Origin of the sequence: Caldisericum insulae (assembly GCF_047785965.1) — a bacterium.
In the GTDB taxonomy this organism is placed as follows: Bacteria; Caldisericota; Caldisericia; order Caldisericales; family Caldisericaceae; genus Caldisericum; species Caldisericum exile_A.
The window spans coordinates 148143-161503 of sequence record NZ_JBLOBF010000003.1 but is presented as its reverse complement, the minus strand read 5'-3'; the positions used below and the strand labels follow the sequence as shown (position 1 = coordinate 161503).

Sequence of the window (13361 nt, the reverse complement as noted above, 5' to 3'; positions counted from 1 at the left end):
TGGTATTTAAATTATACTACTAACTAAAACTCAGTCAATATACCCTTTTCAAGAAATTGCACATTTGCATGTACTACTTTAAAGCGCTCTGGAATTTGAGTATGAATTGGAAGAAGTATCTCAGGATTTATTTCCTTCGCCATCCAAAGTATTTCAGTTTCCGAAGCATGCCCTGGAGAGTGAATCCTAAATAAAGGAAGATTAAATTTTGAAAGCCAATTTTCCAAAATCTTCGTGTTTAAAGGATCAACTGAAGAAAGTGGCTCTCCTCCTGACATTATGTATGCTGATCCTTCGATGGGTTTAATATCAATAAGTTCTGGAATATGAGAAAAATTTAAAAGCAAAATTTCATTAACCTGATTTGACGCTAATTCATCTTTTGTAACGAACTTTTCCTTTGGTATGTTAAGTTTACTTCCAAACGGTGCATAAACAAAAGTATTAGGAGCATTTAAAATTTCACTTGCAATCGTTTCAAATTCGCCATATTTTAGAAGTGTGCTTGCATAATCCTCATGAATAATAAATTTCTTTCCAAGTTCACTTGCTGCATTAAAGAATGTTTGAATTCTCGTAAGATGAATTTCATAAACATTACCGATAATTAATCCCTTGAAAACCGACGCAACTTCCTTAATCTGTTCCTTAAGTTCGGGCTCGGTATTGCTCACAATACCGTTCCAACCGATACGAGTTCCTTCTGTGATAAGTATATAAGGCCTAAGAGATTTTGCATATTCAACGAACTTATTGGAAAGTTCACTTTTAACACCTTTAAAGTAAATATCGCCTGTGTAAATGACTAATCCTTTTGGCGTTTCAACAAAATAGGCAACAGCTCCCGGAACATCATGATCTATAAAGTAAGGAGTTATTTTAAAATCACCAATTTGAACTGTTTTTCCATCAACTATTTCAATATTTGAAGGCATACACTCTACAATACCCTTCTCAACAAAATAACTTAGTGTTGCAAAACTTCCCTTAGTCATATACTTTTTTAAAGAATCACTCAAATAACAAATTTGGCCTATATGATCAAGATGGGCATGTGAAAAAAACAGGCCACCAATCTCAATTGGAAGAGATTTTTCTTCACTTAATTCGTTTTTATAAAAGCCCCTAAAGGGTGGAAGTTCTCCTAATTCAACATAGTCTTCAAATCCTTTTTCAGGTCTCCCCTTAATAGTATCGTTAAAGAAAACCTGAGATGTGGGAAACCTTCTCCCAAAATCAAACACTATACCAACTCCATTTGACTCCATAAGGATTATATTTCCACCAATTTCTCTTACACCACCAAAAAACCCTATTCTCATATAATCACTCCCTTTTCTTAGTTATTTAGAGCACATATTATACACCTAATTTTGCGTTTGTCAAGTATTAATCGTACTGTATCCAACCGTTTTTTAAGCCTTCTTCTTTTACAATTTTCTTTACTTCATTTATCTCTTCTTTCAAAAGTTTTCTTGCAAGTTCCTTAAACTCGTACGCTCTGTACACTGGAACATATTGAGTCATAACGGAAATAAATACAGAATCTCCGAATTCTTTCTTGAGGAGTCTTAAAGCTATACGCAGCTCATCAAGCTTACCAGGAAATACCAAATATCTTACTACAACACCCTCTTTGAGAAGTCCATCAGTTCCGAATCTGATATTCTTTGCTTTTACCATTTCTTTTATTGCTTCTAATGTAATTTCAAAATATCTTGGTGCCCTTGAATATTTAAAGGCATCTTCATCATTTACATATCGAAGATCAGGAAGATATATATCAATAAAATTGTTGAGAAGTTTTATAACTTGAACAGTCTCATAGCCTATGGTATTCCAAACTGTAGGAATTTTTAAACCTTTTTCTCGCGCAAGTGTAAGAGCAGCCATTGCCTGTGGTGCATAGTGCGTTGCCGTTACGAAATTTATATTTGCAGCACCTTTCTTTTCAAGCGAAAGTATTAAATTTGAAAGTTCTCTTACCGAAACAGTCTTTCCCGAACCCAACTGGCTAAAATTATAATTCTGACAATAAACACATTTGAGATTACAATTACTAAAGAAAATCGTTCCTGAACCAAAACGACCCGATAGAGGCGGCTCTTCCCCTTTGTATAAAACTGCTGAAGATATTTTTACAAAAATATCAGAGTTGCAGAGTCCAATTTCACCCTTTAACCTTTCAACATTACATCGAAGGGGACATAGATTACAAGGTGATATAAGTTTATAAAGTTCCTTAAGTGATGTCAATTCATTCATATCATACCTCTTACAAGTTCTATTGATTTAATTGAATCCTCTATAAATTTTTCTTTTCTTTTGTTTTTGGGAATTTCAAAATATTTTTTAGGAATAAGGCCAAAGTTTGCACGCATTGGTTGTGGATCTTCAAGATCATTTTCAACAAGAAATCTAATGAGGCTTCCTATCATTGTTTCATCAGGTATTTCAATAGGTTTTTCTCCCCGATACAATCTTGCTACATTTATACCAGATACAAGTCCTGTAAGAATTGCCTCACTATAACCTTCAGATCCTGTAATTTGCCCTGCAAGAAAAACATTTGGAAATTTTTTAGTCTGAAGTGTTTTATTTAGAATTCTATTTGCTCTGAAATAGGCGTTCTTATGAATGCTTCCGTATCTTACAAATTCAGCATTTTCAAGTCCTGGAAGAAGTCCAAAAACCCTTTTTTGTTCCTGATACGTTAAAGATGTTTGAAAACCTACAAGTTCAAAAAGATTTCCATCTGTATCTTCTCTTCTTAATTGCACAACCGCAAAGAAGGCCTTCCCAAAGCCTTTTGGTGTTAAAGGCCCAAATCTTAAAGCATCAAAACCACGCCGAGCAATCTCTTCTATGGGAAGACACGACTCGAAAAATATTCTGTCAAAATCGTGAGGTGTATGAGTTTTTGCTTCAATAAGTTCCTTATAAAATCTTTCATAGTCATCATAATTAAGAGGTATATTCAAGTAATCAGGTGATTGATCGTATCTCCCACCAAAAAACATTTTTGATAAGTCAAGCGACTCTTTTGTAACGACAGGGGAAACTGCATCATAGAAGAAGAGATTTTCTCCAAAAAGTTTTTGCAACTCACTTAATAGTGCATCACTCGTTAAAGGTCCCGTTGCAATAACTACTATGTCGTTATCAAAATCTATTTTTGTAATTTCTGCTCTTTCGACATGAATTTTGGGATGTGATAAAATAATGTTTGTAATTTCCTCGGAAAATTTTACTCTGTCAACTGCAAGCGCCTTTCCAGCAGGGACCTTATTTTTTAACGCTACTTGAAGTAGAATTGATCCTAATCTCAAACCTTCCTCTTTTAAAAGCCCCCTTGCATCGGTAAGTTCAACCGATCCTAAAGAATTACTACAAACAAGTTCTGCAAAGTTCCCTGTGCGATGCGCTTCAGTTAATCTTATAGGTCGCATTTCATATAGAATTACTTCTATTCCTCTTTCTGCAATTTGAAGTGCTGCCTCACTTCCTGCAAGGCCACCTCCAATCACAATAACTCTCATATCTTAAAATACCTCCCTAAGGTTTTCTTTAAATAACCCCTCACTTCAAGTGTCGTAAGTGTAGCCAAAATTTCAGAATCACTAATCAAAAAATCTCCTACGGAAATTTTCTCCTTCAAGGTGTCAAAGGTGTCTCCGTCTTCAAGCATATTAAGAATTGTTTGCTCTATTTCTGAAAATTCTTCGATACGTTTACTTAATTTCAAATGGTTCAATTCTTTTATATTTTCAAAAATATCATTTACATCAAGTAAAGGGATTGCACCATCTCTTATAAGCGCATTGGTTCCTAAACTTGTTGGGCTTGTGATGTTGCCGGGTACTGCAAAAACCTCCTTTCCTTGCTCTATTGCATGCATCGCAGTTATAAGTGAACCACTTTTTAATTCAGCCTCAACTACAATAACACCAAGGCTCAAAGCACTTATAATTCTATTTCTAAAAGGAAAGTTGTATTTCATAGGCTCTGTTCCAAAAGGAAACTCAGAAACAATAAAACCATTTTCCTCAATTTTCCTTGACAAACTAAGATGATCCCGTGGATAAATTACATCAATGCCGCTACCCAAAATTGCAATTGTTTTTCCATTTGCATCAAGTGCGCCGTTGTGGGCAGCACTATCAATACCATATGCAAGCCCGCTTACGATAGAAACCCCTACGCTTGCAAGGTCATATGCAATTTTATAAGCAACACTTTTCCCATAATTTGTACATTTTCTTGAACCAACAATTGCAACTGCATCTTTTGGAAACTCAATGAAATCACCTTTTACATACAGTAAGATTGGTTTATCTTTTAAAAGAGATAAGGCATTAGGGTACTTTTCATCATAAAAAGGGATAAGTTGTACGTTATATTCTTTGGCCTTTTCAATTTCTTTTTCTGCAAACTCAATATAATATTTGTCAACATTAAAATCAAACGAATCGTTATCTAAAAATTCCTTTAAATAAATTTTTGCTTCTTTTGGTTTATTAAACCTTAGATAGTTTAAAGCAACTGTTTTGAGTAAATCCATACCAAAACAATATAACGAATTTTGAATTTTTTACAAAATTTACTAAAATATGATGCCTCCAGGGCAAGGTGAGTTACCCAAATGGGTAACAATTCCTGATCGGTGGTGATAGGGTAAACCCCTTAAGCCCACGAGCAACCACAAGGGTTGTTGATTGGGTGAAAGTCCCAAGCCGACAGTAAAGTCTGGAAGGAAGGAGGTTTAAAATGTCCTGGAAAAATTTAAGAAGTATCATTTTTGCTGGAATTCTTGCAGCCCTTAGTTTTGTACTAATGAGGTTTACAGAGTTTCCTTTGCTTCCTCAAGCAAGTTTCCTCAAAACAGATTTAGGGGACATTCCTTTACTTGTTGGTGCATACCTTTTTGGTCCAATTGCTGGAATTGCTATTGCATTTGTAAAAGATTTGCTATTTTTTGTTAGTGGATCAGGACAAGGTGGTCCCATTGGTGTCCTTTTGAACTTTATCGCAACAGGCACTTTTGCGTTAGTTTTAGGTTTGGTAAGCTTTAAAAAGAAAAATGACTTAACGCTTATTTTGGGGCTTATCTTGGGAACGATTGCAATGGCACTGATAATGATCCCTGCAAATCTTTGGGCAATACCAAAGTTTTTACCTTCATGGACAAAGGAACAAACACTTTCTTACATCTGCACAATAAATGTTCCTTTTAACCTTATAAAGGGGCTGCTTGATACAGTAGTAACATTTTTCATAGCAAAGGCATTAAAAAGCCGAAGAATTTTTACTGAAAAGTAAATAAAATTAGGGGGGAGCGTTTGCTCCCCTCTAAAAGTTGATTGAAGGTTTAAATTTTATGCTTTTACCCCGTTTTTCTCAAGTGCCTCTTTTGCCTTATTCACAAGTTCTTCAAAAGCCTTCGCATCATTTACAGCAAGATCTGCAAGCATCTTTCTATCAATTTCAATACTTGCAAGTTTCAATCCGTTAATGAATCTGCTATAAGTTAAACCATATTCTCTTGCAAGTGCGTTAATTCTCGCAATCCAAAGTTTTCTAAATTCTCTCTTCTTCTCTCTTCTATGAATGTAGGCATACTTAAGGGCATGCATTACTGCCTCATTTGCGACCTTAAATCTACGTGAAGCAGCCCCTCTATAACCTTCTGCTAATTTTAGAATCTTTTTATGTTTTCTTCTTGTAACAACTCCTGCCTTAACTCTCATAATATCACTTCCTTTCAAAAATTTTTGTTACTTTAAATAAGGAGCAACACCTAAAATGTTCTTTACATCAGTCTTAGAGATTACATGCAAACTGTTGAGTCTCTTTTTTCTTCTTGAAGATTTCTTTTCAAGATGGTGGCTATAGTTTGCACCATAAGCAACAAGTTTACCACTTCCTGTAACTCTAAACCTCTTCATTGCTGATCTGCTTGACCTGATTTTGTTTTTCATGTGCTTCTCTCCTTTCCCTTAATTTCTTTAAAACTTCTTTGTTCGGTTCAAGGGAAAAAAGTAAATTCTTGCCAGTCATTTTTGGGGGACTTGCAACAACTGCAACATCAGATAGTGCATCAATTATTTTATTTGCAAGCTCATAACCTTGATCTGTAAATGCCATTTCCCTTCCCCTAAACCATATTTCAATATTTACTCTATTGCCATCTTCTAAGAACTCTCTTACTTTTTTATTTTTTATAGCAAGATCATTTGTGTCAATCTTCAATCTGTAGCGCATCTGTTTAACTTCAATTTTTGTCTGTTTCTTCTTTGCTTCTTTTTCTTTCTTTGTTTGTTCGTAGAGATACTTGCCTAAATCTACAATCTTGCAAACCGGCGGATTTGCATTTGGTGCTATAAGCACTAAGTCTAAACCTTTTTCTCTTGCAATGTTCAAGGCATCCCTTGAGCTCATAATTCCAACCTGAGCGCCATTTTCGTCAATGAGGCGCACTTCCTTCAGGCGGATGTTTTCGTTTGCGATTACGTCCTTACTGTTAATACCTCACCTCCATAAAATAAATATAGGTAGCCGAGAGGCTACCAGAATAACATACAATTACTAACTATTAAAAACCAAAACCTTTTCGCAAGCTCTCGGCCGCTTAAGGTAGGGCTTTGCCCTTTTTCTTCAATTGTCCAAGTGCTATTATACAAATTCTTCAAAATTAGTCAAGTATAAAAGAATTTACTAATCTATAACTCTATTCTTAACTTCATTCAAAATGCGTTCAAGGAATGCATCTACACTCATTATCCCAATGTCACCTGAACGTCTTTTTCTAACGGAAACACTACCTAAAGAAACTTCTTTATCACCCACAATAAGAATATAAGGGATTTTTTCAGTTTCAGCATCTCTAATTTTTGCATTCATTTTTTCTGCTCTTTCATCAACTTCAACACGTAATCCATTTAGGAACAGTCTTCCCCTAACAGATTGAGCATATTCAAGATGTCTGTCTGCAATAGGCACAATTCTTACCTGAATTGGTGCAATCCAAGTAGGAAACGCCCCTGCATACTGCTCGATGAGAGTGCCGAAGAATCTTTCCATTGAGCCAAGGACAACTCTATGAATCATAATGGGTCTATGTTCTTTTCCATCTTCCCCAATATATGTTACATCAAACCTCTCAGGTAAATTAAAGTCAACTTGGATTGTTGGCCCTTGCCATTCACGTCCAATTGCATCAACAAGCTTTATATCAATCTTAGGTCCATAAAACACACCTTCACCTGGATCAATCTTATAAGGAATCTTTAACTCATCAAGTGCAACCTTAAGCGCATTTGTTGCTAATTCCCAGTTTTCAAGGCTTCCGACATATTTCTCTGGACGAGTTGAAAGGTAAACATTGTAATTTTTAAATCCAAAAGTCTCAATCATATATTTTGCAAATTCCACAACACCTATTATTTCTTCTTCCAGTTTTTCAGGTTGTACAAAAAGATGTGCATCATCCTGAGTAAAACCCCTTACTCTCAAAAGACCATGAAGAACGCCTGCTCTCTCATATCGGTAAACAGTTCCAAGCTCTGCAAATCTCAGAGGTAAATCCCTATAACTTCGCGTTCTTGATTTGTAAATTGCAATATGAAATGGACAGTTCATTGGCTTCACCATATAGGAACCTTTATCAACTTCCATTGGAGAAAACATATTTTCTCTGTAGAAATCCCAGTGTCCTGATGTCTTCCAAAGCTCAACTCGTGCGATATGTGGTGTATAGACGAAGTAATACCCACGTTTTATATGTTCATCACGCCAGAAATCCTCGATAATTTTTCGTACCGTTGCCCCTTTGGGGTGCCAAAGAATTAGTCCTGGTCCTATCTCTTCCTGAATACTGAACAAATCCAATTCTTTTCCAATTTTCCTGTGATCACGCTTCTTTGCTTCTTCCAGGAAATTCAAGTACTCCTTTAGGCGCTCTTCTGTTGCAAATGCAGTACCGTAAACACGCTGAAGCATTTTATTCTTTTCATCGCCCCTCCAATAGGCACCTGCGACATTTAGTAATTTAAAGTGTTTTGCGTAAGAGGTATCAGGAATGTGAGGGCCTCTACAAAGATCCGTGAAATCTCCTTGTCTATATATTGAAACAGTATCTTCCTTAACTTCTTCAATAATTTCTATTTTGTATGGTTGATTTAATTTTACAAAAAGTTCTATTGCCTTTTCTTTAGGAAGTTCAAGGCGCTCAAAGGGTATCTTTTCATCAATAATCCTTTTCATCTCTTCTTCGATTTTTGTTAGATCCTCTTCCGTAAGTGGATTTTCGAGGTCAAAATCATAATAGAATCCCTTCTCAATTGCAGGTCCAATGGTATATTTCGCATTTGGGAATAGATGCATTACCGCTTGTGCAAGGATATGAGAAGTGCTGTGTCTTAAAATTTCTTCCCCCTCTTCTGTATCAATAAATATTGGTTCTATTTCAACATCTTCATTTATCTTTGTCTTTAGGTCTTTCTCAACGCCATTAACCTTTGCAGCAACAATTTTTGAAATATCAAAGTTAATTTGTTTAAAAATCTCTTCTATGGTAAGCCCTTCTTGGAACTCATAAATTTTACCTGATATCTTTATTTTCACGCCCGCCTCCTAAATAAAAAATGGTGGGCGATAGTGGAATCGAACCACTGACCTCTTCGGTGTCAACGAAGCGTTCTACCTCTGAACTAACCGCCCACTCTGCATAACTATTTATATCAAAATTCATCTTTTTGTCAAGAGTTTAGACCTCTTTTATAAGTATGTTAGCAATAAGGTCTGCTGCTTCTGAAATTCTATCAGCAGAATTACTTATATGACGATAAACTTCTCTCATTTTGAATATGTAGTGAAAATCATCATGAGAAAAAAGGTCTGCAAGTGCCTCATGATACGTTTCCTCAATTTCATTTTCTACAACCTTTGCAGAAACAACATTACTGTTTGCAAGATTCTTGTCAGTAAACATGTTATCCACTGCATAGCTTATATGATTAACACCGCGAGAAATCTTCTCTATCATCTTCTTCAAATAGAAGTTGGGATAAAGCTGATAGATTATCATTTCTTCAATTGTATTATAAGCATAGTCAAGGATATTATCTATTGTATTTGATAGAGTATAAATATCCTGCCTATCAATTGGAGTTATAAGGCTCTTGTTGAGTTCATTTAACAGGTCTCTTCTTAAATTATCTCCTTCTGATTCAATCCTTTTTATTTGAATTTTGAGATTGTGTCTCAAAACATCCTTATTTACAACATCTTCGTTTATTCCCATAAACTCGTTTAAAGTATTAACTCCTTCTACAGTTTTTTTTGCCTGCTCCTTTAGGAGATTTTGAAATACATCAGGCCTCTTAAACATTGAATCCCAAACTTTCATTTTTTATCACCTCACATTATTTTAATATTGTAATAAAAATCTTCGATATTCCATGTGAAATAAGAATTGACATTGGTACTGTTACAAGCCATGTCAGGACAAGATTTCTAACAACATTGTATTTTACTGCATGTGGCTTCTCTGCAACGCCAATTCCAACAACTGACATATTTAAGGTTTCCGTTGAACTTACAGGAAGACCAAATTTTGCAAACGTGAGAACAGTTGCCGAGGTTATACTCTGGGCAAGAAAAGTTTCCTTAGGATTACTTTTCATAAGTCTAAATCCTGCTGTTAAAAGCGAATTTGCACCAAAGAAAAGTGTTCCCAAAATAAACAAAAAAGAGAGAAGTCCAATAACAAAAACATTCTTGGGATTAACGGCAAAATTAACATGTGAAATTATACTTGCCGTATAAACCAAACTCAATGTCTTTTCTGCATCGTTTGCTCCATAACCCATAACAAGAAAAATGGACGATATAACTTGGAGGATTTTAAAAAAAGGTGAAACCTTTGGGCTTAACGTACGCAAAATAAAATTAAAAATCTTCGTTAATACAAAAGAAACAATTAAACCTATAAATATAGAGGCAACAAGTCCTCCGAAAACTTTTATAATTTCAAATGTATTAATTTGTGTGTGCACTTTACTTGCAATAGCACTTCCCACAAGTGCACCAACAAATGTGTAAGAAATACTAACAGGATATTTAATTTTTTGGGCAACTACAACCCAAAGCATTGTCGCAATAATAGCACCATACAACATAGGAAGAGTTATGAATTGCATTGGAATTATCTTAGTACCAAGAGTTTTTACAACTTCGGTTCCAAAGATAAGTGGAGCAATAGTCAAAGACAAAAATAGTAATATTACTCCAAAAAGAGGATGTATGAAATTTGAAGAAATAATAGATCCAAGCAAAACTCCGCCATCGTTTGCTCCCATTAATATCTGGAAAACACCAGCTATAATTAAAAAAACTAAAAAACTTATATTGTTCATGGTTTAAAATAATAACACAAATTGGGTTTTTGTCAAGAGTCTTGTGATCTTAGAGTTTTGAAATTGAACTTGTTAAGAATTCTTTAAAATCGGTTTCAAGCGAATATAAATTCTTTTGTAAATTTACAAAAACTTTATTGCCTACGATATTAAATGCGAAATCCCCATTTACAATTACAAAATCAGCCACTTCTACAAGTTTTTTTGCCTCTTCCTTTATGGATACTCCATTTTTTCCAACAAAAAGAAATAGACTTGGCTTCATTATCCTATAAAAAACATTTCCTTCAACAATTACAGGGTCATCTAAAGTTTCAATAAGCTCTTTAATATGAATATTTATATACTCAAAGTCACCCTTTGCCCAAAATACATGCTTTGCATTTTCAAGGAGAAAATATGTGTCTTTTCCAAAAGGTGCGGTCTTAAATGTCTCCTTAGTAATCCCTAGTCCATGGATTAGATTATTTGTAATTTTAATAGCAACAAAAGTTTTCGGAAATAATTTTAGAATTATTCGCGCAAGTGTAGTCTTCCCGACATTACTTTTGCTTCCGCCTATAAGAACGATTTTTTGCATTTTTATTCTCAAATTCAAATTTTACGCTTCCGTCTTCTAAAACAAGATATGCTTTAAAGTTTTTTCCTTTTACCGAAATAAAATCTGAAATGAGTTCTGTTTTATGATCTTTTAGAAGTTTCTTAACCTCGTCTCGTTTGATTTCCCTTCCTCCCATCACCTTCTTTATTCTAAAGGTACACTTTCCTGGGTAGTTTTCACAGGCATAGACTGTCTCTTTCTCATAAACTTGACTACCACATTTAGGACAGGTACCAAGAGGTTCACTATTTGTAATGGTTTCTTCCTTTGGCTTTTCGAATATAAATGAAACTTTATTATCAACAAGTTGAATTTCTGCATCAAAATATTTTTTCCCATTTGAAAGTATCCTTTTTAGTTTAACCCGATTACCATTAAGTAGCTCCCTTGCCATATCTCTTGTAATTGTTTTATTTTTTAATTTTTTCCATATTACAAAATCACAAGTTCCTTTTTCTACGTTCTCACAGGTAAAACCTTTTGGAGTTTCATAAACTTGACCACCGCATTTAGGACAAACACCAACAGGTTCTTTCGAGCCTGTCTTTATATGATAATCACCACTATATGTTTTTACTTTTAGAACGATTTTAGTGGTTAGTCCTTTTATCCCCCCCATAAACTTATCAACATCGTATTTGCCCTTTTCTATTCTTAATAGTTTGTATTCCCACTCCCCAGTGAGAGCAGGAGAAAGGAGTTCTTCAACTTTCACATGTGAAACAAGTTCAATGAGCCTCATTCCTTTCTCTGTTGGCATAAGCAATTTTCCAACTCTTTCAACATACCCAACCTCAATAAGTCTTTCTATAATTTGTGCTCTTGTTGCAGGTGTACCAATACCTTTTTCTTTAAGTGCCTCTTTCAATTCGTCTTCTTCAACAAAACGACCCGCATTTTCCATCGCAGACAAAAGTGTTGCATCAGTAAATCGTGAAGGTGGTTGTGTTTCTTTCTCAAGTATTTTCAAATCTCTCACAAGGACAATATCATCTTTTATGAAAGTTGGATATTCTTCTTTTTCTTTCCCATAAACCTTTTGGAAGCCGGGTTCTATAAGGAAATTAAGCGATGATACAAAATGATTATCCATAACTTTAGTTGTAAGATTTATCTTTTTGGTTTCTGAATAAGGATAAAAAACCGAAAGGAATCTTCTTATAATTAAATCAAAAATCTTTTCTTCATCCTTAGTTAAATCTTTTAAATTTGAGAAATCTCCTGTTGGAATAATTGCGTAGTGGTCTGTTACTCCTTTATCGTTAATAATTCTAGCCGTAAAATTTATCCCTATTTGAAGGATCTCTTTCGCAAACAAGTCGTATGGCTCAAATTTAATTGCCTTTATTATTTGCGGAATGTATGTCTTTAAAGTACTCGGCAAATATCGTGAATCAGTCCTCGGATAAGTGATAAGTTTTCGCTTTTCGTAAAGATTTTGGGCAATATCAAGGGTTCTCTGTGCAGAAAATCCAAAAGTTTTGTTTGCATCTCTTTGAAGTTCAGTTAAGTCATAGAGCAGTGGTGGAGGTGTTTTTATAACATTTTCCTCAACGCTCTCAATTATTCCATTTTTTCCTTTCACATTTTTTAGGATATTCTCTAAAATCTCTCTTTTCTTAAACTTTGTCTCGTTGTCTTTTATATAAGTCCCGCTATAAATAAAATTATCTTTATCGAATTCAGCTTCTAATTCGAAGTATTTTTCACTTACAAAACTTTTTATTTCTTTTTCTCTTGCGACAATGATATTCAATGTGGGAGTTTGAACTCTTCCTAAAGACAACAGATCTCCCCATCTTCTTGTAAATGCCCTTGTTGCATTTATTCCAACAAGCCAATCTGCTTCTTCTCTTGCAAATGAAGCTTTCCCAAGATTATCAAATTCGCTTGCATCTCTCAGATTTTTGAACTCTTTTGTAATCTCTTCTTTTGTCATTGAAGAAAGCCACAATCTTTTAAGATTTTTACCTTTAGGATTCACCAAGAGTAAAATTTCTCTAAAAATGAGTTCTCCTTCTCTTCCTGCATCACATGCATTTACGATAGTATCAATATCTTTTCTTTGAATGAGTTTTTTAAGAACATTAAATCTATCTTTGGTATCTTTCTTGGGCTTGAATTTGAATTCCTCAGGAATAATTGGAAGATCTTGTAAAGTCCAATAACTAAGTTTTTTGTTGTAGTCTTCTGGCTCGTATAGTTCACAAATGTGTCCCAAGGACCATGAAATTACATATCTTTCGTTTTCAAGATATTCTTTTTCATCCTTAAATTTTCCAAGCGCTTTTGCAATATCTCTTGCAACTGTTGGCTTTTCTGCAATAATAAGCGTTTTCACGATT

Annotated in this window: 13 protein-coding genes, 1 tRNA gene and 1 riboswitch; of the genes, 1 reads left to right on the top strand and 13 read right to left on the bottom strand. The window is 34.6% G+C overall.

The genetic code is table 11. The features are described from left to right. Nucleotides 1-23 precede the first annotated feature (23 nt). The 4 genes from ACMV0E_RS03755 to dprA form a co-directional block, all read right to left on the bottom strand. Nucleotides 24-1322, bottom strand: coding sequence for an MBL fold metallo-hydrolase (locus tag ACMV0E_RS03755; RefSeq protein WP_416085029.1), 1299 nt, complete (start codon nt 1320-1322; stop codon nt 24-26). 67 nt (nt 1323-1389) lie between these two features. Then, on the bottom strand, nt 1390-2265 hold the full coding sequence (locus tag ACMV0E_RS03750; RefSeq protein WP_416085028.1) for a radical SAM protein: 876 nt from the start codon (nt 2263-2265) through the stop codon (nt 1390-1392). Next, nucleotides 2262-3539, bottom strand: a complete 1278-nt coding sequence (gene trmFO / locus ACMV0E_RS03745; protein WP_416085027.1) for a methylenetetrahydrofolate--tRNA-(uracil(54)-C(5))-methyltransferase (FADH(2)-oxidizing) TrmFO — start codon at nt 3537-3539, stop codon at nt 2262-2264. Before trmFO ends, ACMV0E_RS03750 begins: the two co-directional genes overlap by 4 nt. After that, nucleotides 3536-4561, bottom strand: a complete 1026-nt coding sequence (gene dprA / locus ACMV0E_RS03740; protein WP_416085026.1) for a DNA-processing protein DprA — start codon at nt 4559-4561, stop codon at nt 3536-3538. The genes trmFO and dprA overlap by 4 nt, the downstream gene beginning before the upstream one ends. A gap of 50 nt (nt 4562-4611) precedes the next feature. After that, nucleotides 4612-4766: riboswitch (FMN riboswitch) on the top strand. A 1-nt stretch (nt 4767) separates the two neighbouring features. On the opposite strand from dprA, the gene ACMV0E_RS03735 reads away from it, so the two are divergent. After that, the gene (locus tag ACMV0E_RS03735; RefSeq protein ID WP_416085025.1) at nt 4768-5319 is read left to right on the top strand and encodes an ECF transporter S component; all 552 of its coding nucleotides are present in this window, start codon (nt 4768-4770) and stop codon (nt 5317-5319) included. Nucleotides 5320-5375: 56 nt separating this feature from the next. Here the strand turns inward: ACMV0E_RS03735 and rplT are convergent, their stop codons facing one another. From rplT to ACMV0E_RS03690, 9 genes are all read right to left on the bottom strand, one after another. After that, a complete protein-coding gene (gene rplT / locus ACMV0E_RS03730; RefSeq protein ID WP_416085034.1) occupies nt 5376-5750 on the bottom strand; it encodes a 50S ribosomal protein L20 in 375 nt (124 codons plus the stop codon). A 24-nt stretch (nt 5751-5774) separates the two neighbouring features. After that, nucleotides 5775-5945, bottom strand: coding sequence for a 50S ribosomal protein L35 (gene rpmI / locus ACMV0E_RS03725; protein WP_416085024.1), 171 nt, complete (start codon nt 5943-5945; stop codon nt 5775-5777). Then, the gene (gene infC, locus ACMV0E_RS03720) at nt 5932-6507 is read right to left on the bottom strand and encodes a translation initiation factor IF-3 (RefSeq protein ID WP_416085033.1); all 576 of its coding nucleotides are present in this window, start codon (nt 6505-6507) and stop codon (nt 5932-5934) included. The genes rpmI and infC overlap by 14 nt, the downstream gene beginning before the upstream one ends. A gap of 207 nt (nt 6508-6714) precedes the next feature. After that, on the bottom strand, nt 6715-8622 hold the full coding sequence (gene thrS, locus ACMV0E_RS03715; RefSeq protein WP_416085023.1) for a threonine--tRNA ligase: 1908 nt from the start codon (nt 8620-8622) through the stop codon (nt 6715-6717). 21 nt (nt 8623-8643) lie between these two features. Next, nucleotides 8644-8718: transfer RNA gene (locus ACMV0E_RS03710), tRNA-Val, on the bottom strand. 46 nt (nt 8719-8764) lie between these two features. Further along, complete coding sequence (locus ACMV0E_RS03705; RefSeq protein WP_416085022.1) at nt 8765-9406, bottom strand: DUF47 domain-containing protein; 642 nt, start codon at nt 9404-9406, stop codon at nt 8765-8767. Between the two features lie 16 nt (nt 9407-9422). Beyond that, nucleotides 9423-10415, bottom strand: a complete 993-nt coding sequence (locus ACMV0E_RS03700) for an inorganic phosphate transporter (protein ID WP_416085021.1) — start codon at nt 10413-10415, stop codon at nt 9423-9425. Nucleotides 10416-10464: 49 nt separating this feature from the next. Further along, nucleotides 10465-10995 carry a hypothetical protein gene (locus ACMV0E_RS03695; protein WP_416085020.1) on the bottom strand — a complete coding sequence of 177 codons (531 nt, stop codon included), beginning with the start codon at nt 10993-10995 and terminating at the stop codon, nt 10465-10467. After that, complete coding sequence (locus ACMV0E_RS03690) at nt 10958-13357, bottom strand: DNA topoisomerase 3 (RefSeq protein ID WP_416085019.1); 2400 nt, start codon at nt 13355-13357, stop codon at nt 10958-10960. Before ACMV0E_RS03690 ends, ACMV0E_RS03695 begins: the two co-directional genes overlap by 38 nt. Between the last annotated feature and the right edge of the window lie 4 nt (nt 13358-13361).